The organism is Streptomyces sp. NPDC048277 (genome assembly GCF_040652235.1).
In the GTDB taxonomy this organism is placed as follows: domain Bacteria; phylum Actinomycetota; class Actinomycetes; order Streptomycetales; family Streptomycetaceae; genus Streptomyces.
The window spans coordinates 281,867-304,528 of the sequence record NZ_JBEZLQ010000006.1; the positions used below are offsets into that span (position 1 = coordinate 281,867).

General features: G+C 73.5%; 21 protein-coding genes. 13 read left to right on the forward strand and 8 right to left on the reverse strand.

Annotated features, from left to right (window positions below; all coding sequences use genetic code 11):
* Window positions 1–11 precede the first annotated feature (11 nt).
* Window positions 12–1,685, reverse strand: coding sequence for a cytochrome c oxidase subunit I (gene ctaD, locus AB0D85_RS16445; RefSeq protein WP_362319936.1), 1,674 nt, complete (start codon window positions 1,683–1,685; stop codon window positions 12–14).
* Window positions 1,686–1,937: 252 nt separating this feature from the next.
* Here ctaD and AB0D85_RS16450 point away from each other — a divergent pair, with 252 nt between their 5' ends.
* Window positions 1,938–2,591: a hydrolase gene (locus AB0D85_RS16450; protein ID WP_362319939.1), complete on the forward strand. Its 654-nt coding sequence runs from the start codon at window positions 1,938–1,940 to the stop codon at window positions 2,589–2,591.
* 2 nt (window positions 2,592–2,593) lie between these two features.
* Here AB0D85_RS16450 and AB0D85_RS16455 read toward each other — a convergent pair whose 3' ends face one another.
* Complete coding sequence (locus tag AB0D85_RS16455) at window positions 2,594–2,899, reverse strand: hypothetical protein (protein ID WP_362320392.1); 306 nt, start codon at window positions 2,897–2,899, stop codon at window positions 2,594–2,596.
* Between AB0D85_RS16455 and AB0D85_RS16460 the strand changes: the two genes are divergently transcribed.
* Window positions 2,871–3,017 (forward strand): CGNR zinc finger domain-containing protein, encoded by a 147-nt coding sequence (locus AB0D85_RS16460; protein ID WP_362319942.1) that lies wholly within the window; start codon window positions 2,871–2,873, stop codon window positions 3,015–3,017. The genes AB0D85_RS16455 and AB0D85_RS16460 overlap by 29 nt on opposite strands.
* A 43-nt stretch (window positions 3,018–3,060) precedes the next feature.
* Here AB0D85_RS16460 and AB0D85_RS16465 read toward each other — a convergent pair whose 3' ends face one another.
* Both AB0D85_RS16465 and AB0D85_RS16470 read right to left on the reverse strand, forming a co-directional pair.
* On the reverse strand, window positions 3,061–3,843 hold the full coding sequence (locus tag AB0D85_RS16465; RefSeq protein WP_362319945.1) for a hypothetical protein: 783 nt from the start codon (window positions 3,841–3,843) through the stop codon (window positions 3,061–3,063).
* A gap of 13 nt (window positions 3,844–3,856) precedes the next feature.
* Entirely contained in the window at window positions 3,857–5,029 is a 1,173-nt protein-coding gene (locus AB0D85_RS16470) for an MFS transporter (protein ID WP_362320378.1), read from the reverse strand.
* A 321-nt stretch (window positions 5,030–5,350) separates the two neighbouring features.
* On the opposite strand from AB0D85_RS16470, the gene AB0D85_RS16475 reads away from it, so the two are divergent.
* Window positions 5,351–5,977: a hypothetical protein gene (locus AB0D85_RS16475; protein ID WP_362319948.1), complete on the forward strand. Its 627-nt coding sequence runs from the start codon at window positions 5,351–5,353 to the stop codon at window positions 5,975–5,977.
* Window positions 5,978–6,038: 61 nt separating this feature from the next.
* On the opposite strand, the gene AB0D85_RS16480 is transcribed toward AB0D85_RS16475, so the two are convergent.
* From AB0D85_RS16480 to AB0D85_RS16490, 3 genes are all read right to left on the reverse strand, one after another.
* Window positions 6,039–8,000 carry a PAS domain S-box protein gene (locus AB0D85_RS16480; RefSeq protein WP_362319951.1) on the reverse strand — a complete coding sequence of 654 codons (1,962 nt, stop codon included), beginning with the start codon at window positions 7,998–8,000 and terminating at the stop codon, window positions 6,039–6,041.
* Between the two features lie 616 nt (window positions 8,001–8,616).
* Entirely contained in the window at window positions 8,617–9,606 is a 990-nt protein-coding gene (locus tag AB0D85_RS16485) for a nitroreductase (RefSeq protein ID WP_362319954.1), read from the reverse strand.
* A 110-nt stretch (window positions 9,607–9,716) separates the two neighbouring features.
* Window positions 9,717–10,598: a universal stress protein gene (locus AB0D85_RS16490; protein ID WP_362319956.1), complete on the reverse strand. Its 882-nt coding sequence runs from the start codon at window positions 10,596–10,598 to the stop codon at window positions 9,717–9,719.
* A 578-nt stretch (window positions 10,599–11,176) separates the two neighbouring features.
* Between AB0D85_RS16490 and AB0D85_RS16495 the strand changes: the two genes are divergently transcribed.
* Together AB0D85_RS16495 and AB0D85_RS16500 are read left to right on the forward strand one after the other, a co-directional pair.
* Window positions 11,177–12,031, forward strand: a complete 855-nt coding sequence (locus AB0D85_RS16495; protein WP_362319959.1) for a hypothetical protein — start codon at window positions 11,177–11,179, stop codon at window positions 12,029–12,031.
* A complete protein-coding gene (locus AB0D85_RS16500) occupies window positions 12,028–13,509 on the forward strand; it encodes an NADH-ubiquinone oxidoreductase-F iron-sulfur binding region domain-containing protein (RefSeq protein ID WP_362319962.1) in 1,482 nt (493 codons plus the stop codon). The genes AB0D85_RS16495 and AB0D85_RS16500 overlap by 4 nt, the downstream gene beginning before the upstream one ends.
* Before the next feature lie 76 nt (window positions 13,510–13,585).
* Here the strand turns inward: AB0D85_RS16500 and AB0D85_RS16505 are convergent, their stop codons facing one another.
* A complete protein-coding gene (locus AB0D85_RS16505) occupies window positions 13,586–13,873 on the reverse strand; it encodes a DUF1876 domain-containing protein (protein WP_362319965.1) in 288 nt (95 codons plus the stop codon).
* A gap of 233 nt (window positions 13,874–14,106) precedes the next feature.
* Here AB0D85_RS16505 and AB0D85_RS16510 point away from each other — a divergent pair, with 233 nt between their 5' ends.
* From AB0D85_RS16510 to AB0D85_RS16545, 8 genes are all read left to right on the forward strand, one after another.
* Window positions 14,107–15,843, forward strand: coding sequence for a SulP family inorganic anion transporter (locus AB0D85_RS16510; protein WP_362319968.1), 1,737 nt, complete (start codon window positions 14,107–14,109; stop codon window positions 15,841–15,843).
* Complete coding sequence (locus tag AB0D85_RS16515; protein WP_362319971.1) at window positions 15,843–16,268, forward strand: ATP-binding protein; 426 nt, start codon at window positions 15,843–15,845, stop codon at window positions 16,266–16,268. The genes AB0D85_RS16510 and AB0D85_RS16515 overlap by 1 nt, the downstream gene beginning before the upstream one ends.
* A gap of 135 nt (window positions 16,269–16,403) precedes the next feature.
* Entirely contained in the window at window positions 16,404–16,754 is a 351-nt protein-coding gene (locus AB0D85_RS16520) for a metalloregulator ArsR/SmtB family transcription factor (protein WP_362319974.1), read from the forward strand.
* Between the two features lie 128 nt (window positions 16,755–16,882).
* A complete protein-coding gene (locus AB0D85_RS16525) occupies window positions 16,883–17,365 on the forward strand; it encodes an oxidoreductase (RefSeq protein ID WP_362319977.1) in 483 nt (160 codons plus the stop codon).
* Window positions 17,362–19,395, forward strand: a complete 2,034-nt coding sequence (locus AB0D85_RS16530) for a proton-conducting transporter membrane subunit (protein ID WP_362319980.1) — start codon at window positions 17,362–17,364, stop codon at window positions 19,393–19,395. Before AB0D85_RS16525 ends, AB0D85_RS16530 begins: the two co-directional genes overlap by 4 nt.
* Before the next feature lie 10 nt (window positions 19,396–19,405).
* Window positions 19,406–20,362 carry an NADH-quinone oxidoreductase subunit H gene (locus AB0D85_RS16535; RefSeq protein ID WP_362319983.1) on the forward strand — a complete coding sequence of 319 codons (957 nt, stop codon included), beginning with the start codon at window positions 19,406–19,408 and terminating at the stop codon, window positions 20,360–20,362.
* A complete protein-coding gene (locus AB0D85_RS16540; RefSeq protein WP_362319985.1) occupies window positions 20,359–21,051 on the forward strand; it encodes a hypothetical protein in 693 nt (230 codons plus the stop codon). Before AB0D85_RS16535 ends, AB0D85_RS16540 begins: the two co-directional genes overlap by 4 nt.
* On the forward strand, window positions 21,051–22,661 hold the full coding sequence (locus AB0D85_RS16545; protein WP_362319987.1) for a proton-conducting transporter membrane subunit: 1,611 nt from the start codon (window positions 21,051–21,053) through the stop codon (window positions 22,659–22,661). The genes AB0D85_RS16540 and AB0D85_RS16545 overlap by 1 nt, the downstream gene beginning before the upstream one ends.
* Window position 22,662 lies beyond the last annotated feature (1 nt).

Consider the following 22,662-nt stretch of genomic DNA (forward strand, 5'->3'; position numbering starts at 1 on the left):
CTTGCTCTCCTTCACCGCAGGCCTTCCTCCTCCGTCTGGCGGACGATCTCCGGATGGTGCAGGTCGAACGCGGGCGACTCCGACCGCACCCGGGGCAGCGCCACGAAGTTGTGCCGCGGCGGCGGGCAGGAGGTGGCCCACTCCAGGCCACGCCCGAACCCCCACGGGTCGTCCTCCTCGACCTGCCGTCCCCGGTGGGCCGTACGCCAGACGTTGTAGAGGAACGGCAGGGTGGAGACGCCGAGCAAGAAGGCGCCCGCCGACGAGATGGTGTTCAGGAGGGTGAACCCGTCGCTGGGCAGGTAGTCGGCGTACCGGCGGGGCATGCCCTCCGCGCCGAGCCAGTGCTGCACCAGGAACGTCAGCTGGAACCCCGGGAAGAGCAGCCAGAAGTGCACCTTGCCGAGCCGCTCGTCGAGCATCCTCCCGGTGAACTTGGGCCACCAGAAGTAGAACCCGGCGAACATCGCGAACACCACGGTCCCGAACAGCACATAGTGCAGATGGGCGACGATGAAGTACGAGTCGGTGACATGGAAGTCGATCGGCGGCGACGCGACCAGCACCCCGCTCAGCCCGCCCAGCAGGAACGACACCAGGAACCCCGTCGCCCACAGCATCGGCGTCTCGAAGGAGAGCGAGCCGTGGTGCATGGTCCCGATCCAGGCGAAGAACTTGATCCCGGTCGGCACGGCGATCAGGAACGACATGACCGAGAAGAACGGCAGCAACACCGCCCCGGTGGCGAACATGTGGTGCGCCCATACGACCGCGGACAGCATGGTGATGGCGATCGTGGCCCCGATCATCGGCAGGTAGCCGAACATCGGCTTGCGCGAGAACACCGGGATGATCTCGGAGATGATCCCGAAGAACGGCAGCGCGACGATGTACACCTCGGGATGCCCGAAGAACCAGAAGAGGTGCTGCCACAGCAGCGCCCCGCCGTTGTGCGCGTCGAAGACGTGCGAGCCGAACTTCCGGTCGCACTCCAGGGCGAGGAGGGCGGCGGTGAGCACCGGGAACGCGGGCAGCACCAGAACGGACGTGAACAGCACGTTCCAGGTGAAGATCGGCATCCGGAACATCGTCATGCCGGGGGCGCGCAGGCACATGATCGTCGCGGTGAAGTTGACCGCACCCAGGGTCGTCGACACACCGGTGACCACCAGCCCCATGACCCACAGGTCACCGCCCGCGCCTGGGGTGTAGTACGCGCTGTTGAGCGGGGCGTAGGCGAACCAGCCGAAGTCGGCGGCACCGCCCGGCACCAGGAACCCCGACACCACCATCAGGCCGCCGAACAGGTACATCCAGTACGACAGCGCGTTCAGCCTGGGGAAGGCCACGTCCGGGGCGCCGATCTGGAGCGGCATCACGGCGTTCGCGAACCCGGCGAACATGGGGGTCGCGAACAGCAGCATCATGATCGTGCCGTGGACGGTGAAGAACTGGTTGTAGGTCTGCTGGCTCATCAACTGCAGCCCGGGGCGCGCGAGTTCGGCACGCATGCCGAGCGCCAGCAACCCGGCGAGGAGAAAGAAGCAGAACGCCGTCACCATGTACAGCCGGCCGATCACCTTGTGGTCGGTCGTGGTGGCCCAGCCCAGCAGCCGACGGCCCAGCGGTGCCGGAGCGGCGGGAGGCGCCGGCGCTTCGTCGACGCGCAGCGACAGTTCGCTCATGATCCTCCTCAGCCGTGCCGAGCGCCGCCGCAACGAAACCGATATGACGGGTAGGTGGGGGTTTACGCGCTCCGGGGCGACGCTACCGGTGACCGGACGAATGCCACGTCCGCCACGCCCCGCCCCCAGGCATTCGACGGCGGCCCCCAGGGGAGATCCCGGGCCCGGACGGGGATGTGTGCCGCGCGACCGGGTACCCCGAGGGGGGAGAATTGTCGTGATCGGTGTAGTTCTTCCGGTAAGGAGGACGCCGTGAACGCAGTCATGGAGAGTGTGCGGATACCCGCCACGGGTGTGCTGCTCGAAGCCGACGTGGCCGTCCCCGATCCGGCGAGGGGCGTGGTCCTCTTCGCGCACGGCAGCGGCAGCAGCCGGCTCAGCCCCCGCAACCGCTTCGTCGCCGGCGAACTCCGCACGGTGGGGATCGGCACCGTGCTCGCCGACCTGCTCACCCGTGAGGAGGAGAACGTCGACACGGTCACCGGGACGCTCCGCTTCGACATCGGCATGCTCGCCGGGCGCCTGCTCGACCTCGCCGACTGGCTTCGGGGGTACGAGCCCGCCGCAGGCCTCGGACACGGGCTCTTCGGCGCGAGCACGGGCGCCGCGGCCGCCCTCGTCGCCGCCGCCGCGCGCCCGGACACGATCCGCGCGGTCGTCAGCCGGGGCGGCCGGCCGGACCTGGCGGAGGGCTCCCTGGCGTCGGTCCGCCAGCCGACCCTGCTGATCGTCGGCGGACGGGATCATGAGGTCCTGCGGCTGAACCGGGAGGCCATGCGGGAGATCCCGGGCGAGACCCGGCTCGACGTCGTCCCCGGCGCGACCCACCTGTTCGAGGAGCCGGGGGCTTTGGACCGTGTGGCCCACCTGGCGGCCGACTGGTTCACCCGCCACCTGGCCGCGTGAGGTCACGGCGCCGGGGAACGCGCGACGGCAAGGACGACGGGCACCTCGCTGCGTTCGTGCCCGGGCTGCGCGACGCCGCGCAGGCAGCCGCCCGAGGCGGGCCGACCGGTCCCGTCAACGCCCTGCTGGAACGGCACCCGCCGCCGGTCCGGGTCGACGACCACGACGGCAAAGGCGCCCCGCATCTGCATGTCGCGCCGAACGGCGAGGACGCCGTGACCCGGCTCGACCGCAGCCGCGCCGCCGCCCTCGCGCACGTCGTTTGCGGCGGACCCCGCCGTGACGATCGGCCGCTGCCACGCAGCCACCTGCGAGCGCTTCTACGTCGACGACTCCCGCAACCGCACCCGGCGATTCTGTTCCAACGCCTGCGCCGGCCGGACCACGGTGGCCGCGCACCGCGCGCGCCGCAAGGCGAACGGCTGAGCCGGCCGGCCGGTCGGCCCCGCCGAAGGTGCTCCGCCGCCGGTCATGAACCGGCGGAGCGGCGCTCCCCGAACTCCGCCGTGGGTTCTTCGAGCGCCGTGAGTTCTTCGAGCATGGGGCGGAGGCGGGCGGCGAGTGCGGGATCGGAGCGTTCCACCTCGTCCACCGCCAGCGTGGCGGTCGCGGTCAGGGCGCGGCGGAGTTCCGGTTCGGTGAGCGAGCGGACCAGCGTCGTCTCCAGCGGGGCCGTCAGCTCGGCGGGCAGCAGGTGGGCGCCCTTCGCATACGCGGTGGTATGGCCCAGCCGGAGGCAGGCCAGTGTGATCGTGTGGTCGCGCATGGCGCTGATCCAGTGCTCGGCCTGCCACCAGCGGCCCCGCTCGATGCTGACGCGGGCGTGCAGGGCGTGGTGCCAGACGAGCCCGGCCAGGGTGCCGTGGTCGGGGGCCGCAAAGGGATCGAGGGGCTGTGCCCGGCCGAAGAGCGTCCGCCATTGGGGGCCGCGCGGGCCGAACTCGGCCTCGGGGGCGAAGGTCAGGTCGAGTTCGAGCCAGCCGGGGAGCAGGAAGACGCGGACGACGGTGCGGCCGGCCGGCAGATCCCAATGGTGCCGGACGTCGAGGTCGTCGTAGAGCCATCGGGTCCAGCGGTCCGCCGTCGTGGCGGGCTCGCCGCGTACGGCGAGGACGAGGTCGATGTCCGACCACCGGTCACCCGCCCCGACGGCGTGCGAGCCGGTGAGGGCGGCGCCGGTGACCGTCCCGTCCGTTTCGGCCCTGGCCAGCAGCCGCTCTCGGACCCGGTCCCGCTGCCGCGCCGTGAACATCACCAGGCTCCCTTCAACTGTTCTGCCGTTCAAAGGACTTGGCCTGCCGTACGGCCACGAGCAGCACGACCACGGAAGCCAGCGCGATCGCGGCACCGGTGAAGAGCGGCGCCGTGTAGCCGAGGCCCGCGGTGATGGCCAGGCCGCCGAGCCAGGCACCGAGGGCGTTGCCGACGTTGGACGCGGAGACGTTGGCGCTCGCGGCCAGCGCCGCCCCGTGGGCGGCGTCGGTCACCCTGGTGATCATGCCGGGGACACTGGCGAACCCGGCCACCCCCATCAGAAACACCAGTATCACCGACGCCACGGCACTGCCGGCCAGCAGACCGAACACGGCCAGGGTGACGGTCAGTCCGACGAGCGCCAGGATCAGGGCGCGGTCCCGGTCACGGTCGGCCGCCCGGCCGCCGATCAGGTTCCCCACGACCAGGCCGACGCCGTACACCATCAGCAACCAGGCGACGTCCCCCGGGGAGAACCCGCCGACCTCGGTGAAGGTGTACGCGATGTAGCTGAACGCCCCGAACATCCCGCCGTAGCCGAGCGCGGTGGCCGCCAGGGTCAGCCAGACCTGCGAGGACCGGAACTCCCGGAGCTGGTCCCGCAGTCCACGGGCCGTCGCGCCCCCTGGCTCCGTACCCGACCGGGCGGGTACGAGGGCGACGATGCCGGCCAGCGCCAGCACACCGATCCCGGTGACGGCCCAGAAGGCCGCCCGCCATCCCCAGCGCTCGCCCACCAGCGCGCCGAACGGCACACCCAGTACGTTCGCGACCGTCAGTCCGGCGAACATCGCCGCCACCGCACGGGACTTCCGCTCCGGCGCGACCAGACTGCGGGCGACGAGCGAGCCGATGCCGAAGAACGAGCCGTGGCACAGGGCGGCGACGATCCGCCCGAGCAGCATCACCGGATAGCTGGGCGCGATCGCGGACAGCAGGTTGCCGATGACGAACAGCGCCACCAGACCGACCAGGACCTGCTTGCGGGGCAGCCGTGCCGTCGCCGCGGTGAGCACGATCGCGCCGACGGCGACACTCAGCGCGTACCCGGAGATCAGCCAGCCCGCGGTCGCCTCGGACACCGCGAAACTCGACGCCACCTGTGGCAGCAGCCCGGCGATCAGGAACTCGGTCAGCCCGATGCCGAAGCCGCCAAGTGCCAGCGCCACAAGCCCACTCGGCATCCGCCGCGACTCGCCCACGCGCCCGTCCGCCGGCACCTGCCTGTCACCGACGCCGAATCGACCCATGAACCGACCCTCACCGCCGACGGCGGCTCCGTCCATGGACAAAGATCGACGGCGCTTGGACGAATCGACGGCAATATGCCACCGGTGCGCCGGTGCCGCACCGGCCGACGAGTCTCAACGTCCCCCGTGGAGGGGGACGTTCGGCCCTGGGGCACGGGCCCGCCGGCCCCCTGCGGAGCGGTTGCCGCGGCGGGACATTGAAGGCGCGACGAGAGTCGTCAGATCCCCACGCACCCCCTGGAAGGGATGAACATCATGGCAGTCCACCATGACCACCCGCGCCCGCACCTGGGGTTCCGCCTCCGGTCCCCGCGCAGGTCCGGGACGGCGTCCGTGTCCGTCGAGGTGACGACCGCGGCGGCTACGTCGACCAGCGCGTACGTACTCGCCGGGCTCCGCCTGCTGACCGGGTTCGTCTTCCTGTGGGCCTTCCTGGACAAGACCTTCGGGTTCGGCTACGCCACTCCGTCCGGCAAGGGCTGGATCGACGGCGGCTCGCCCACCAAGGGCTTCCTCGGCGGTGTCGCCGCCGGCCCGATGGAGTCCACGTTCCACGACTGGGCCGGACAGGGCTGGGCGGACTGGCTGTTCATGCTGGGCCTGCTCGGCGTCGGCCTGGCGCTGATCGCGGGTGTCGGACTGCGGATCGCCGCGGTCGCCGGCAGCCTGATGATGGCGTTCATGTGGACCGCCGAGTGGCCGCCGGCCAGGCACCTGTCGGACGGCTCGGCGAGCATGTCCAGCAATCCGTTCGCCGACTACCACCTCGTCTACACCGTCGTCCTCATCGCCCTCGCGGCCGCGGGCGCCGGCGCGGTCTGGGGCCTGGGCAAGGTCTGGGCGCGGCTGCCCTTCGTCAGCCGCAACCGCTGGCTGCTCTGACCCCCGGGCACCCGCAGCACCGCGGCAGGCCCCGGCACGGGGCCTGCCGCGGGTGCGTCCTTCACAGCCGGAGGGTGAACCAGGTGGTCTTCCCCTCGTCCGTGGGCCGTACCCCCCAACTGTCGGCGAGCGTACGCACGAGGAGCAGGCCCCGGCCCGACTCCTCGTCCTCGGCGGCCCGGCGCGGCCGGGGCAGCTGCGGGCTGCGATCGCTGATCTCGACGGTGAGGTCGGTGGCGGTGTGGTGCAGATGCAGGCCGATGGGGCCCTCACCGTGCTGGACGGCGTTGGTCAGGGTCTCCGACAGGAGCAGCAGCGCGTCGTCCGCGCCCGCCGCGCAGTCCCAGGCGGTGAGCGCCTTGTACAGGAACGCCCGCCCGGCCGGCACCGAGGAGGGGCAGGCCGGCAGATCGGTGGTCAGGGACGCCAGCGGGGCGGCCGGGAGCTGCGCGAGCAGCAGGGTGACGTCGTCGTTGTGGCTCTCGGCGTCGGGGAGCAGGCTCGCCAGCACCTGGTCGGCGGCGGTCTCCAGGCACGGGGCATCGGTGAAGAACTCCTCCAGGGCGAAGGTGAGTTCCGCGATCCGCCCCTCGATGTCGCTGCCCGGAGTCTCGATCAGCCCGTCCGTGTAGAGGACGAGCGTGGCCCCGGGCGGGATGGCCGTGCGGGACTGCTCGTAGAGGATGCCTCCCACGCCGAGCGGGGCGTTCACGGGCGAGTCGAGGATGCCGACCACACCGTCGCCGGCGCCCGCGACGAGCGTCGGCAGATGGCCGGCCGAGCAGACGGTCACGGTCCCGGAGTCGGGGGCGATGACCAGATAGCAGCAGGTGACCAGCTGGTCGGGGACGTCGAGGTCGGCGACGCAGGAGTCCAGTGCCTGCATCAGCAGCCGCGGCTCCATCCCGGTCTTGGCCAGCGCGTGCGCCGCCGAGCGCAACTGGCCCATGACGGCGGCCGCCTCCAGCCCGCGGCCCATCACGTCGCCGATCAGCACGCCCACCCGGTCGGCGCCCAGCGGTATCAGGTCGAACCAGTCGCCGCCCACCCCGGCGCCCTGGGTGGCGGGCCGGTAACGGCTGGCGGTGGCCAGGCCGGGGAGCGCCGGCGGGGTGCCCATCAGGCTGCGCTGCAGGGTCAGGGCGATGTGCCGCTGCTGCTCGTACAGGGCGGTCAGCTCGGCCTCGGCGCGCTTGCGGTCGCTGATGTCCCGGACGATGGCGCACGCGCCCACGACTCTGCCCCGGGTGTCCCGCGTCGGCCACAGGGTCACGTCCACGTCCAGCAGCGCCCCGGATTCGGTGACGCGCAGCGTCTCGAAGTGCTCGACCTTCTCGCCCTTGCGCAGCCGGTCCAGCAACGCGCTGATCTCCCCGCGGAGTTCGACCGGGGCGAGCATGGACACATGCCGGCCGATGGCCTCCTCGGCGGTGTAGCCGTAGAGGTCCTGCGCCGCCGCGTTCCAGTAGGTGATGTACCCGTCGAGGGTCTTGGCGAGGATGGCGTCCTGGGAGGACTCGACGAGGGCGGCGAGCTCGTTGATGCGGGCCTCGGCGGCCTTGCGGTCGCTGACGTCGCGGACGGCGGCCGACACCAGCAGCCCCTCCGCGGTCTCCATCGGGCTGAGGCTGATCTCCACCGGGAACTCGGTGCCGTCCTTGCGCAGCCCGTGCAGTTCCAGGCCGGCGCCCATCGGACGGACCTGGCGGTTGGCCGAGTAGCCGCCCCGGTGCAGGGTGTGCTGGCTGCGGAAGCGGTGCGGCATCAGCAACTCGACCGGGTGGCCGAGGAGTTCCTCGCGCCGGTAGCCGAAGAGCGCCTCGGTCTGCGCGTTGACCAGCTTGATGATGCCCGTGCCGTCGACGATGACCATCGCGTCCGGCGCGGCCTCCAGCAGACCGCGGAAGCGTTCCTCCGCGGCCCCGGTCCCCTGTCCGTGGTCCGGCGGTCGGCGGCACCCGTAGTGCTCAGCCTCCGCCGTGACGACCATCCGCGCCCGTTCGCCTTCGAGGGAGCCGGCCATGTCCGCCCCACCCCTTTCCCGCCACTGGTTGCGGTCATCTCAGCGCTTCCGGCGCGTCCGGGCGGGGAGAAGTCGTTTACTGGCCGTGACCGCCCGAACCTGTCCGCTGCGGCACGCTGGTTGCCCGCCTCGTGTCCGGGACAGGTGTCCGGGACACGCACGTCCACGGCGTACGCGCCCCCTCGGCGGGCCTGTGCGGGGGCGGGCGGTGGCTTGCCGTGCTGTTCCCGTCATGACCGGAACCTCCCGCGTCCGAGCCGACGGTTGGTCCACTTCCGGTGGACCGGGCGGACCTGCCGGCCCGGGACCATCAGCACGCCACCGGGCCCGTACGGCGGCTCCCGGCGCCCCGGCATGGCGCAGAACCATCGGTCGCGCACCCCACCGTTCCTCGCGCCCGGCACTTCGCAGCGCCATGTACACGGAGCACAGCCATGTCCACGACCCCAGCGACCGGGCAGCACGCCGCGCCTCCTGTCGCCCTCGGCCTCCCTGCCGCCTCCGCCCTGGTGACCGGCAGCATCATCGGCACCGGATTCTTCACCCTGCCCTTCTCGCCGTCGCGCCCGGCGTGGTCGTCGGGGACGGACGCGGGGCACGGTGGGCGCGCGCCGGTTCAGACGACGTCGAGCACCTCGTTCGGCGGACGCCGGGGGCTGGGGTGGCCCTCCGGGCCGTAGCCGAGCCGGATCGCCATCTGCACATGGGCCATGCCGGAGCTCGGGTCGCGGGTCAGCCGGCGCAGCTCCGGCCACTCCAGGGTCTGGGACACCATCGAGGCGACCAGTCCGCCGGCCGTGGCGACGAGCAGGACCCGCTCCAGCGCCTGACCCGCGCGCAGCCAGTCCGCCGGCCCGTCGTGGCCGGTACCCAGCAGGGCGATGTGCGGATTCTTCTCGAACACCGCCCAGCCGCGTCCGGGCACCGGGCGTCCGGCGGCGAAGTCGCGCACCGGGGTCGCCGGACCGTACCGGCCGGGGCCGAACGCCTCGGCGGGTATCCCGTCCGCCGTCCCGTCGGCGCCCGCCGCCCCGGTCCGGGTCCAGTGGGCCCTCTCGGCGCGCAGGCCGGGGTCGAGCGCCTCGCGGCCCTCGGCGTCCTGCACCAGTTCCAGCAGTTCCTGCACATGCCAGGTGCCGGGGAAGACCAGCTGCGCGCCCTCGGCGGCCGCGGCTTCGCACATCCGGTCCTCCAGGTCGGCCGGTAGCGGCCGCTCGCTGAAGGGACGGCGGCTGGAGTGGCGCCGGGGGATCGCCGGGGACAGAGCGGCGAGGGTCTGGTCGGGCGGTTCGCCGCCGGCCAGGGCGACCTCGGCGAGCAGCGTCGGGTCCGCCGGATCCGGCAGCAGCCGTACGACCGGGGTCCGCCCGGCCGCGGCGGCGGCCACGCGCAGGTTGAACAGCGCGGCGCCACAGCCCAGGTGCAGGCCGCGGCTGTCGGGGTCGGTGCGCGGCAGCGCGCGTGACTCATCGGCGTACAGACGCAGGATGCCGTCGGCGGACAGGTAACGGAAACTCCAGGGCTGTGCGTTGTGCAGCGACGGCGCCGCCGTGGCGTCGGCCACGAGTGCGGTGAGCGTGTTCGCGTCCACGTGTCGAGCGGTCACGATGACTCCCTTCGCCGGGCCCCTCCTCCAGCGTGGACGATCACCACGGTGGTGGGGCATGGGCCGCATGGATCCTCGGAGGGGCCGAGTGGACCCGCGGCAGCGGCTGCTCAGGCGGCCGCCGTGGGAACGACGAGGACGGGGCAGCGGGCATGGTGCAGCACACCCTGGCTGACCGAGCCCAGCAGCATGCCGGCGAAGCCGCCGCGCCCGCGGGTGCCGACCACCAGGCCCAGCGCGTCGGCCGAGGCGTCGCTGAGCACCTGCACGGGATGGCCGACCACCAGGTCGTGCCGCAGGTCCACCTCCGGGTGGCGGGCCTGGCGTCCGGCCACGATCTCGGCGAGCAGGCGGCGCGCCTCCTGCTGCGGTTCGTGCTCGTCGAAGATCCGCAGCGGCCCCGGCTGCCACACGTACACCGCACGCAGTCCGGCGCCGCGCAGGGCCGCCGCCTCGAAGGCCAGGTCGACGGCGGCGGCGCAGTGCTCGCTGCCGTCGACGCCCACGACGAAGTACCCGGGTTCCCGCGTGGTGTGCTCCGGTTCCGGCACGACCACCACGGGACACCTCGCGTGGGCCATCAGCGGCACGGCGACCGAGGCGGAGCCGAACACCTCCTGGGCCCGGCTGAGGTGCCGTGAGCCCAGCACGACGGCCGAGGCCTCGCGGCTCTGCTCGCGCAGCACCCAGACCGGATCGCCTTCGGCGAGGAGGGGGTCGGTCTCGACATCCGGGTGCCGGGCCGTGACGAAGGCCGTGGCCTCGTCGAGCAGCTGCCGTCCGGCCTTGTGCAGCGTCGCGTTCCACTCCTCCCAGGAGGGCGGGACATCCCGCCCCCGGTAGCCGCCGGTGGGCACGCCCTCGGCGTGCACCACGCGCAACAGCACCCGGCGGCGGTCCGCCTCGTCGGCCGCCCAGGTCAGCGCCGTACGCAGACCGGGATCCGGGGCGATCCCCACCACGATCGGCCGACGGTCAGCTGCGCCGGTCATGGCCGCCTCCCGATGTCGGCGCGGCTGTCGGACGCCCGACCCGGGCGTCCGGGCCGGGGGAGCGGTTCCTGTCCGGTGCCGGAGCGGTCATCGTCCTCGCCTCCTTCACGGCGGCGTGGCGAAGTGCCGCCTGTTCCATCGAAACGCGCCGTGGGGCCGGGGCGCCAGTGGCATTGGTCCCCTGTCGAACCCCTCGCCCCGCCCTGGGTGTCACCCACGGGTCGGTCGCGTGCCCCGAGCGGCCGCGGGGCGGTCACCCGACCCATGATCCCGACACGGGCCACGGCCCCCGCGCCGGTGAGCCTGGTCACGCCTCTTTCGGCGTCTACTACGCACGGTCGTGGACCACAACGCCACCCGAGCCCGAGAACCGGCCCCGATGCCGGCCTTGCCTACGGTCGTGGGCCGTAACGGCGCCGTTGTCATCGGACCGGGGTACGGGCTAACGATGGCCCCTGCTGTGCAGTACCGCCGGTGCCACGCTCCCCGGCGGTGCCTCCTGCGACGTGGGCGCATGGAATCCCGATCCGGCCCCCACGGCCCGGCTGCGTGGCCCGAGTACGAGGAAGAAGGTGCCCATGTCCAGCGTCGCCCCGCACGCCCGGCCTATGGCCGGCGCCGCGTCGGCCGCGGTGGCAGGCCGGATGATGGCCTTCCTGGACTACTTCGCCGGCGTCTTCACCCTGCTCTCGCTGACCGCCGTCGTGGCCTGCGGGCTCGCCGCCACCGACCGGCTGGTGCTGACCCCCCGGCTGCGGGTTGCCGTGCAGTCGGTGCACCGGGCGAGCGCCGTCGCGGCGCTCGGCTTCCTGGGCACCCACATCGCGGTCAAGGTCGTCGAGCGGCACGCCGCTCCGCGGACCGCGGTGGTCCCCTTCACCGGCGGCGCCGCCCTCGCCGTGAGCCTGGGTACCGTCGCCGCCGACCTGCTGGTCCTCGTCATGGCCACCGGTGTGTTCCGGGGCCGGTTCGCCGGCGGCGGACGTCCCTGGCTGTGGCGGGCGCTTCACTCGCTGGCGTACGTCTGCTGGCCGGTCTCCCTGGCGCACGGGCTGACGGCCGGGCGCAAGGCGCACACATGGGTGCTCTGGGGCTACGGCCTGTGCGCGGCCCTGGTGGCGCTCGCGCTGCTGGTCCGCGCCCTGTCCTACCTGGGCCGCCGCCGGACAGCCAGCCGGCACCGGCGCGGTGCCAGGGCGTATCGGCCCGCTGCCGTCCGCCCGGCCGCGCTGTCCGCGCTGTCCGCTCTCTCCGTCCGGTCCGCCCGGCCCGTCACCGGCACCCGTCCGCTCGCCCGGGCCGCCCGCCCCGAGGCACCGACGGCGGCGGCTCACCGGTCCGCACAGCGGGCCAGCCTGCCCGGACAGCCCAGGCACGCCATGAGGCCAGGGCCCCGACCGCTTCGCCTGGCCCAGCCCGGGAGCAGCGAGTGAACGACGCCCCGCTGAAGCTGCCCGAGGTGCGCTGGCAGGATCCGGCCCGGCTGACCGCCGGCCTGGAAAGCCACCAGCGCCTGGACCTCGCCACCCACACCCGTGTCCACGCGACCGTCCGCCCATGGGGCCGGGAGGGTCTGCTCGCCCTGGCCGAAGCCGTCCGCCTGGCCGGCCGCGGCGGCGCCGGCTTCCCGTTCGCCCGCAAGGCCCGGGCCACGCTCGCCGCCGCCGACCGCACGGGCATGCCGCCGGTCGTGGTGGTGAACGGCGCGGAGGGCGAACCGGCGAGCGCCAAGGACAAGATGCTGCTCGCCCGTGCCCCGCATCTGGTCCTGGACGGCGCCTGCCTGGCCGCGGCCGCGTTCGGCGCCGAAGAGATCGTGATCGGCGTCGCCGCGGGCAGCCCGGGCGAGCTGTCGGTCCCGGCCGCCCTCGCCGAGCGCGAACTTCCCTGCCCGGCCCGGACCGTCTGCCTGCCCGAACGCTTCGTGTCCGGTGAATCCGGGGCCCTGATCCGTGGCGTCAACGGTCTGCCGGCGGTACCGGCCCCGCTGAAGTCCCGCGCGGCCGGGGGCGGAACAGGCGGGGTGCGTCAGCGGCCGACCTTGCTCTCCAATGCCGAGACCTGGGCCCAGCTCGCCATCGCGGCCCGGCTCGGACCCGACGCCTATGCCGCCGTCGGCACCGCCGACGAACCCGGTACGGTCCTGCTCACCGTCAACCGGCCGGGCGCCGGTCCGCTGGTGGCCGAGGTACCGGCCGGCACCCGGCTGGGCCCGGTACTGGACGCCTGTGGCCTCCGGCCGGGAGCCGGGGTGCTGGTGGGCGGCTACCACGGCGCCTGGCTGCACCCCTCGGACGCCGCCGGCGCGTCACTCTCGCGCGCCGGACTCGCGGCCCTCGGCGGAACCCTCGGCGCGGGCGCGATCGTCGCGCTCCCCGACGACACCTGTCCGCTCGGCGAGATCGCCCAGGTCGCGGCCTGGCTGGCAGCCGAGTCCGCCGGCCAGTGCGGACCGTGCAAGCGCGGTCTGCCCGCAGCCGCCGAGGCCCTGGCCGTGCTGGTCACCGGTGCCGCCGAGCCCGAGGTGCTGGAGAACGCCCGGCGTGCCCTCGGCGCGGCCCAGGCAGGTGGCGCCTGCTCGCACCCGGACGGTACGGCCCGCTTCGTACTCACCGCGCTGGACGTCTTCTCCGAGGACCTCGACGCCCACCTGTTCGGCCCCGGCTGCGGCCGTCCCGTGCGCGGCGTACTGCCCCTGCCGCCCGCGCGGGGCGCCCGGCTGGAGGTGGACTGGTCCCGCTGCACCGGTCACGGTCTGTGCGCCGTGGTGGCCCCCGACGTCATTCGCCTCGGCCCGCACGGCTACCCCGTCTCCACCACCATCCCGGTCGCCCCCTGGCAGGAACACGGCGCCCGCCGCGCCGTCAACCAGTGCCCCGCCCTGGCCGTGCGTCTGCGCCGTCGCGCGTGATGCGCTGATCGGCCCCGCCCTGCGGCAGGACGGGCGCCGGTTCCAGCCGTACGGCCGGTGGACGGGTCCGCGTGATTCACATGGGCCAGCCGACGTTCTCCGGGGTGCTCGGCCGGGAGCCGGTCATGCCCTGGACGTCGTTCTCGGCGATCCTCAGCAACTGGTGGGCGAGATCCTCCATGGCCCTGCCCGCGGCCAGCTCGTCGCCGATCTCCGGGACGTTCGTGTCCGCCGGGTTGCAGTGCGCGGCCCCCCGGCCGGTGAGCTCCGTGGTGCCGGTGTCCAGGATCACCTGTGCCTTCGTCGTTCCGTTGTCGTCCTCGAAAAGGTGGAAACGGACCTTCCACTGCTCTGTGTGCGACATCGCTCTCTCCTCGCTCTCGCCGGGTCGCAGGCCTCCAGCAGGTCGCGGATCGGTCCCCCTCCCTTCCAGTGTCGAACGGCGGCGGCCTTCGGGCAGGGCCGAGCTCATGCGGAATTGCAAAATTTAGCAATTGGTTAGATGCTGTGTTGGCAGTGTCTGCAGATGACCGTGGGCACCGCCATTTGCGTCCGCCCCCTCGGGGGACCTGTCGGGGAAGCCGAGGTCGTCGCGCGATGAGCACCGCGTTCAGCCGGGTGTGGGCCCGGACCGTGTCGCTGCTGCCCGGTGCGGCCGATCTCGCCGAGGTCCGGCGCGACCCGCGCCGGGATCTGCTCGCCGGTCTCACCGTGGCGATCGTCGCGCTGCCACTCGCGCTCGGCTTCGGCGTGTCCTCCGGGCTCGGCGCCGCGGCGGGACTGGCGACCGCCGTGGTCGCGGGCGCCCTCGCCGCGGTGTTCGGCGGGTCCGACCTTCAGGTGTCCGGCCCGACCGGTGCCATGACGGTCGTCCTGGTCCCGATCGTGGGCCGGTACGGGCCGACCGGGGTGCTGACCGTCGGGCTGATGGCGGGTGTCATGCTCGTCGGCCTGGCGGTGCTCAGGGCCGGGAAGTACATGCGGTACGTGCCCGCCCCGGTCGTCGAGGGCTTCACCCTCGGTATCGCCTGCGTGATCGGCCTGCAGCAGCTCCCGAACGCGCTCGGGGTGCCCAAGCCCGAGGGTGACCGCGTGCTCGTCGTCGCCTGGCGGGCAGCGGGGGAGTTCGTGAGGAACCCGAACTGGACCGCGGCGGGACTCGCGGCCGCGGTGGCCGCGGTGATGCTGCTGGGGGCCCGGTGGCGGCCGGCCGTACCGTTCTCGATCGTCGTCGTGATCGCGGCGACGGCCGTGGCGCAGCTGGCCCGCCTGGACGCGGCGAAGCCGATCGGCGACCTGCCGGCCGGACTGCCCGTACCGTCCCTGTCCTTCCTGGACCTGGGCTCGCTCGGCACCCTCCTCGCCCCTGCCGTGGCGGTCGCGGCGCTCGCCGCGCTGGAGTCGCTGCTGTCCGCCTCGGTCGCCGACGGCATGACGGTCGGGCGGCGGCACGACCCCGACCGGGAGCTGTTCGGCCAGGGCCTCGCGAACATCGCGGCCCCGCTGTTCGGAGGGGTCCCGGCCACCGGCGCCATCGCCCGCACCGCGGTCAACGTCCGCACCGGAGCGGGCTCCCGGCTCGCCGCACTCACCCACGCCGCCGTCCTCGCGGTGATCGTCTTCGCGGCGGCCCCCGTCGTCTCGAGGATCCCGCTGGCCGCCCTCGCCGGCGTCCTGCTGGCCACCGCGATCCGCATGGTCGAGGTCGGCTCGCTGCGGGCGATGGCGAAGGCCACCCGTTCCGACGCCCTGATACTCGCCCTCACCGCCGTGGCCACCCTGGCCCTGGACCTCGTGTACGCCGTGATCATCGGCCTCGCCGTCGCGGGCGCCCTCGCCCTGCGCGCCGTCGCCCGGCAGGCCCGCTTCGACCAGGTGCCGCTCGACCGCGGCGATCACAGCGCGGAGGAACACGCGCTGCTGGCCGAGCACATCGTCGCCTACCGCATCGACGGCCCGCTCTTCTTCGCCGCCGCCCACCGCTTCCTGCTGGAACTCACCGAGGTCGCCGACGTCCGGGTCGTCATCCTGCGCATGTCCCGGGTGTCGACCATGGACGCCACCGGAGCCCTGGTCCTCAAGGACGCGGTGGACAGGCTGCACCGCCGCGGCATCCACGTCCTGGCCTCCGGCATACGGCCCGGCCAGCGCCAGGTCCTCGACTCCGTCGGCGCGCTCGACGTGCTGCGCCAGGACGGCCGGGAGTACGCCACCACCCCCGACGCGATCCGGGCCGCCCGCGCCCACCTGGAGAGCGCCGGAGTCCTCCCGGCACTCCCCGCCGGCCGGCCCCGGACCTCCGGCGAGAACGCCCTCGCCCAGGCGGAGGCGTGATGTCGACCCAGCTCGAAGCCCTGCCCCACCGGCACGTCCTCACGGTGCCCAGCGAGCCGTCCGCCGTCCGCCTGGCCCGCGAGACCGCCGAGCAGGCCCTCGTCGAATGGGGCATCGGACTGCGCCACCCCACGGTGGATCCGGCACTGCTCATCCTCGCCGAACTCGTCACCAACAGCGTCCGGCACGCCGCCGTTCTCTCCCCGACGGTGACCGTGATCTACGCGGCGGGACCGGACTGCCTGGCCTTCGCCGTCCACGACCGCCATCCGTACCAGCCGCCGCTGTACGGAGCGGTCACCGGCACCGGGACCGGCGGCCTGGCCATCGTCATGGAGCTGACGCTCGCCCTGGGCGGCACGGCCGTGGTCCGCGCCGATTCCGACGGCGCGGGCAAGAGCATCTGGATCACCCTCCCCCTCTGATGAACCGCGAGCGGTTTCGGCCCGGCCGGTCGCGCAGGCGAGGATGGTCCACATGTTCTTGACGAGTGGGTGGATGCGATGCGCCGAGGCCCGGCCGGTACTGCCGTGCTGCTGCACGGGGGAGGGGAGGGCCAGGTGAGTACGCCGCTGTACCAGCTGAAGGCCGAGTTCTTCAAAACCCTCGGCCATCCGGCCCGCATCAGGGTCCTGGAGCTGCTGAGCGAGCGCGAGCGCGCGGTCGCGGAGATGCTGCCCGAGGTGGGCATCGAGGCGGCGCACCTGTCCCAGCAGCTGGCCGTACTGCGGCGGGCGAACCTGGTGCGGACCCGGAAAGAGGGGTCGAACGTGTACTACTCGCTGGCCAGCCCGGAGCTGGCGGAACTGCTGCGGGTGGCGCGCTCGATCCTGTCGGGCGTGCTGGCGGGGCAGGCGGAGCTGCTCGCCGATCTGCAGGCGGCCCAGTCGGAGGCGAAGCCGCTGTCGTAGCTTCCGCCTCACATACGGCAACATTCCGCAAAACCAGGCAAATTGCCGGAAAAGCGCAGTAACTCCACTGGTGGGGTGGTCCGTTGGCCGTCTGCAGACACGTCCTCACCATGTCGGGAAGAGGGTTCATGGACCTGTTGCGCAAGATCCGCGGGACCGGGCGGGTGGCCGAACCCGCGCCGCCGTTCCCCCAGGGCGACATGCCGCACACGGCACGGGAGTTCGGCGGCTCGGTCCAGGTGCGGTGCGTGGACGCGGGCTCCTGCAACGGCTGCGAGATCGAGATCGCGGCGGCCTTCAACCCGGTGTACGACGCCGAGCGGTACGGGGCGCGGCTTGTCGCCTCGCCCCGGCACGCCGATGTGGCCCTGGTGACCGGGCCGGTGACGCGCAACATGGCCGAGCCGTTGCGCCGCACGGTGGCCGCGATGGCCGAGCCCCGGCTGGTGGTGGCGGTGGGGGACTGCGCGATCGACTGCGGTGAGTTCGCGGGCGGGTACGGCGTCGAGGGCGCCGTCGCCGATGTCGTACCGGTGGATCTGGCCGTGCCCGGGTGCCCGCCGGAGCCGGGCGAGATCGTGGCGGCCCTGCGGCGCCTGACCGGACGGTGAGCGTGATTCCGGCCGCCCTGGCGACGGCCACCGCACTGGGCGGCGCGGGGGCGCCGGCCGGGTTCGGACTGCCGTACCGGGTCCGTGTCCCGGTGGCCGGAGCCCTGACGGCGGGCGTGGGGGTCGCCGGCGGTACGGCGGGGGTGGCCGCACTGGGAGGCAGCCGCTGGAACGCCGTCCTCCCCGGGCTGCTGCCGCCGGCCGGTACGCATATGGCGGTGGATGCGCTGTCGGGCCTCTTCATGACGGTCGCGGGGGCCGTCGTCGCCGCGGTCGCGGTGTACGGCATCGGGTACGCGGCCGGGCACGGCGCGCACGGGCTCGGCTCCCGTACGGCGCAGGCGGTGCTGCCGTTGTTCGCCCTCACACTGGTCCTCGTACCGGCGGCGGCGTCGGTGTCGACGTTCCTGGCGCTGTGGGAGCTGATGGCTCTCGCCTCGCTGCTGCTGGTCCTGGCCGAGCACCGGGAACGTGTCACGGTCCGGCGGGCCGGCCTCTGGTACGCGGTGCTGACACACCTCGGCCTGGTGCTGCTGCTCGCCGGGCTCGCGCTGTTCGCCGCGCAGGCGGGTGGTGAGACGTTCGCCGCGCTGCGGACGGGCGCGCACTCCGTGTCGCCGGCCGTGCGAGGGCTGGTGTTCGTCCTGGCCGGGCTGGCGTTCACCGCGAAGGCGGGCGCGGTGCCGCTGCACGCCTGGCTGCCCCGGGCCCACCCCGAAGCACCCACCCCGGTCTCGGCGTTGATGAGCGCCGCCATGGTCAACCTGGGCGTCTACGGCCTGGTCCGCACCGGCCTCGACCTGCTCGGCGGCGGCCCGGCGTGGTGGTGGCTGGGGCTGACGGCGGTCGGCGGGGCCAGCGCGGTGTACGGGATCCTGCAGGCGGCGATGGCCTCCGACCTGAAACGGCTGCTGGCGTACTCGACGAGCGAGAACATGGGCCTGGTCCTGATCGGCATCGGGGCCTGTGGGCTGTTCTCCGCCTACGGCGATCAGCCGCTGGCCGCGCTGGCACTGGCGGCGGCGCTGCTGCACGTGGTCAACCACTCGGCCTTCAAAGCCCTGTTGTTCTGCGCGGCCGGGTCGGTGCTGCGGGCCACCGGTCTGCGGGACCTCGACCGGCTCGGCGGTCTGCGCTCCCGGATGCCCGTCACCGCCGGCCTGTTCGCGCTGGCCGCGCTGGGCGCGGTGGCGCTGCCGCCGGGCAACGGGTTCATCAGCGAGTGGCTGCTGCTGCAGTCCCTGATCCACGGACTCCGGGTGCCGGGCGTCGCGGTGGCGGTCGTCCTGCCCCTGTCGGTGGCGCTGATCGCGCTGTCGGCCGGTATCGCCGCGGTCGTCTTCGTCAAGGCGCTCGGGGTCGGCTTCCTCGCCCGGCCACGCAGCCCACAGGCGGCCGCCGCGCGGGAGGCACCGCCCCTGATGACCGCCGGGATGGGTCTGCTCGCCGCCGCGTGCGGGGCGCTCGCCCTGGTGCCGGGGCTGCTGGGCGGCGGCCTGGACCGGGCCTTGAGCGCGGTCGGGCTGCCGGGCACCGGTGCCGTGTCGGGCGGCGGAGTGCGGGTGCGGCTCGCCGACATCTCCGCGTCGCTGTCACCGGTGTGGGTGGTGGCCGCCCTGACCGCCGCGGTCGCACTGGCCGTGCCACTGCCCCGGCTGTACGGACGCCGTCGGCGCCGGGTGAACGCCCGGTTGTGGGACTGCGGCGGTGGGGCGCCGACCCCGCGCATGTCCTGTACGGCGACCTCGTTCGCGGAACCTCTGCAGCGGGTCTTCGACGACGTGCTCGCACCCGAACAGGACGTGGACGTCACACCGGTGCGCGAGTCGGCGTACCTGGTGGAGCGGGTGCGCTTCCGGCGGCGGGTGCCCGACCGGATCGAACACCGGCTGTACGAACCGGTGTTGCGGACGCTGAACACGACCGGCCGGACCGCCCGGCGGCTGGCGGGCGGCAGCGTCCACCTCTATCTCGGCTACGGCTTCGCAGGCCTGGTCGTCCTGCTGCTGGCGTTGGCGGTGGGCTGGTGAGAGCGGACGGATGAGTGCTGTCGGATATGCGGCTGTGGCCGGACAGGTCGTCGTGGTCGGCGCCGGGGCGCCGCTGGTGACCGGGTGGATGCGGCAGGTACGGGCCCGCCTGGAGGGCCGGGCCGGTGCCGGAGTGCTCCAGCCCTGGCGGGACGCGCGCAAACTGCTGCGCAAGGAACCCATCACCCCCGTGGGGACCGGGCCCGCCTTCCGTACGGCCCCCGCGCTGCTGGTCGCCACCACCGTGGTGGCCGCCGCCCTCGTACCGCTGCTGTCCACCGACACCCCGGTCAGCCCCCACGCGGACCTGATCCTCGTCGTGGCGCTGATCGCCCTCGGCACCCTCTCGCTGGCCCTGGCCGGCCTGGACACAGGTACCGCGTTCGGCGGGATGGGCGCCTCCCGGGAGATGACGGTGGCCGCGCTGGTCGAGCCGACCATCCTGCTCTCGGTGTTCGCGCTGTCGATACCGGCCGGGACGACCAACATCCCGGCGATCGTCTCCGGCGCCGCCCACGAACCGGGCCGGCTCGCCTCCCCGGCCGGGCTCCTCGCCACGGCCGCCCTCGCGGTGGCGGTGCTCGCGGAGACCGGGCGGATCCCGGTCGACAACCCCTCCACCCACCTCGAACTGACCATGATCCACGAGGCGATGGTGCTGGAGTACGCCGGTCCGGACCTGGCGCTGCTCGAACTCGGCGCCCAGCTGCGCCTCACCCTGCTGCTCGGCCTGCTCGCCTCCCTGTTCGTGCCGTGGGGCATCGCCACCAGCGCTTCGTGGGCGGCCCTCGCCGTGGCCCCGGTGCTGTTCGCGGCGAAGCTCTGCCTGCTGGGCGCGGTGCTCGCGGCGGCCGAGGTGTGCTGGGCCAAGATCCGGCTGTTCCGCGTGCCCGAACTGCTCGCCGGCTCCTTCCTGCTGGCGCTGCTCGCGGTCACCGCCTCCTACTTCCTGACCGGAGCGTCATGACCGGCGGCCTCTACACCCAACTCCTCGACCTGGCCTGCGGCGCCTTCCTGCTGGCGGCGGTGATCGTGCTGTGGCGGCGTGAACTGGCCGCGATCGTCCGCGTCTTCGCCCTGCAGGGCATCGCGCTCGCCGGGCTCGCCGTCCTGCTCGGCGCCCACGAACAGCGCGGGGACCTGATCGGCGTCGGCATCGGGATCGGCGTACTGAGGGCGGGCGTCCTGCCGTATCTGATGCGCCGCGCCCTGACCACGCCCACCCGGGACCGACGGCATGACGGCCACGGGGGAGCGGAGAACCGCGAGACACAGCCCCTCGTCAACGTCGCCGCCTCCCTGCTCACCGCCGCGCTGCTGACCCTGCTGGCCTACGCGGTGGCCCGGCCGCTGACCGAACTGAACCCGACCCCCGCCACCCGTGCCCTGCCGGTCGGCCTCGCCGTCGTCCTGATCGGCTTCTTCGTGCTGGTGACCCGCAGACGGGCACCGGCCCAGGCGGTCGGGTTCCTGCTCCTGGACAACGGCATCACCGCCACCGCCTTCCTCGCCACCTCCGGGGTACCGCTGATCGTCGAACTCGGCGTCTCCTTCGACGTGTTGCTCGCGGTCCTGGTGCTGCGGATCCTCACCACCCGGATGCGCGAGGCGTTCGGCACCACCGACCTCGACGACCTGCGGGAGCTGCACGACTGATGAGCCCCACCGCCTCCGCGCTGCTCCTCACCGCGCCCGCCGTCGTGCCCCTGGCGGTGGCCGGCGTGTACGCCTGGGCCGGTCCGCGCTCCCGCCCGACCGCCGCCGTGTTCGCCGCGGCACTCACCGAGACCCGGCAACGGGTGTCCGCACAGGGCTCCGTCCTTGTGCGGGGCTCCGTCCTGGTGGTGGAGGCACCCGAGCCCGTCGCCGCGCCCACCCGGCAGGTGCGGGACCGGGCCGGACTGGTCTCGCCCGCCGTGATCCTCGGGTGCGGGAGCGTGCTCGCCGCCGACGTCGTGCGCGACGGACCGCGTACGGCGTACTCGGGCCTGCTGCGCGCGGACGCCCTGACCGCGTGGCTGCTGCTCGTGGTCGGCGCCGTCGCGCTGATCGCCTGCTCCTTCGCCCCCGCGTACCTGAGCGGCGAGCGGGCCGCAGGACGGGCGGGCGAGCGGACCGTGCGGCACTACCACGCCCTGGTCCAGGCGTTCCTGGCCGCGATGTGCCTGGCCGTCGTCACCGCGAACCTCGGCGTGCTGTGGGTCGCGGTCGAGGCCACCACCATCGTCACCGCCTTCCTCGTCGGCCACCGCCGTACCCGGACGTCGGTGGAGGCCGCCTGGAAGTACGTGGTGATCTGCTCGGCCGGCATCGCCCTCGCCTTCCTCGGCACCGTGCTGATCTACTACGCGGCCCGGCAGGCCGGTATCGCCGAGGCATGGGCACTGGACTGGCCCACCCTCGTCGCCCGTGCCGGCCGGCTCGACCCGGCGGCGACCCGGCTCGGCATCACGCTCGTCGTCCTCGGCTTCGGCGCCAAGGCGGGCCTCGTCCCGCTGCACGCCTGGTTGCCGGACGCCCACAGCCAGGCCCCGGCGCCGGTCTCCGCGCTGATGTCCGGGGTGCTGCTGTCGGTCGCCTTCTCCGCCGTCCTGCGCTACCGGGTCATCGCGGACGCCGCCCTCGGACCGGACTTCACCCGCGTCCTGCTCGCCGGGATCGCCCTGCTCACCCTCGCCCTCGCGGCCGGGCTGCTGCTCGCCCAGCGCGACTACAAACGGATGCTGGCCTATTCCTCGATGGAGCACATGAGTCTGATCGCCCTGGCCGCGGCGATCGGCAGCCCCCTGGCACTGTCCGCCGCGCTGCTGCACATCGCCGGGCACGGGCTCGCCAAGTCGGTCGCCTTCTGCGCTTCCGGCCGCATCCTGCAGCTCACCGGCACCACGCGGATCGGACGTGTCCGCGGCCTGATCGCCCGGGCACCGGTGCTGGGAGGGGCGTTCGGTCTCGCGATGGTCGCGCTGCTGGCCTTCCCGCCGTTCAGCCTCTTCGCCTCCGAACTGGGCATCGCCCGGGCCGGGTTCGCCGCCGGAGCCGGCCCGGCCTGGACCACCGCGGCGGCCCTGCTGCTCGTGCTGGTCGCCTTCGCCGCGCTGGCCGCCCGAACCGCCCGGATGCTGCTGGGACCCGGCACACCGACTGCCGAAAGCCCGTCCGCCACCTGGCCGTTGGTACTGGGCCTGGCCGCCTGCGCCGCCCTGGGCGTGGCCACCGGCCCGCTCACCGACCTGCTGCACGCCGCCGCCCAGGCGATCGGAGGCTGAG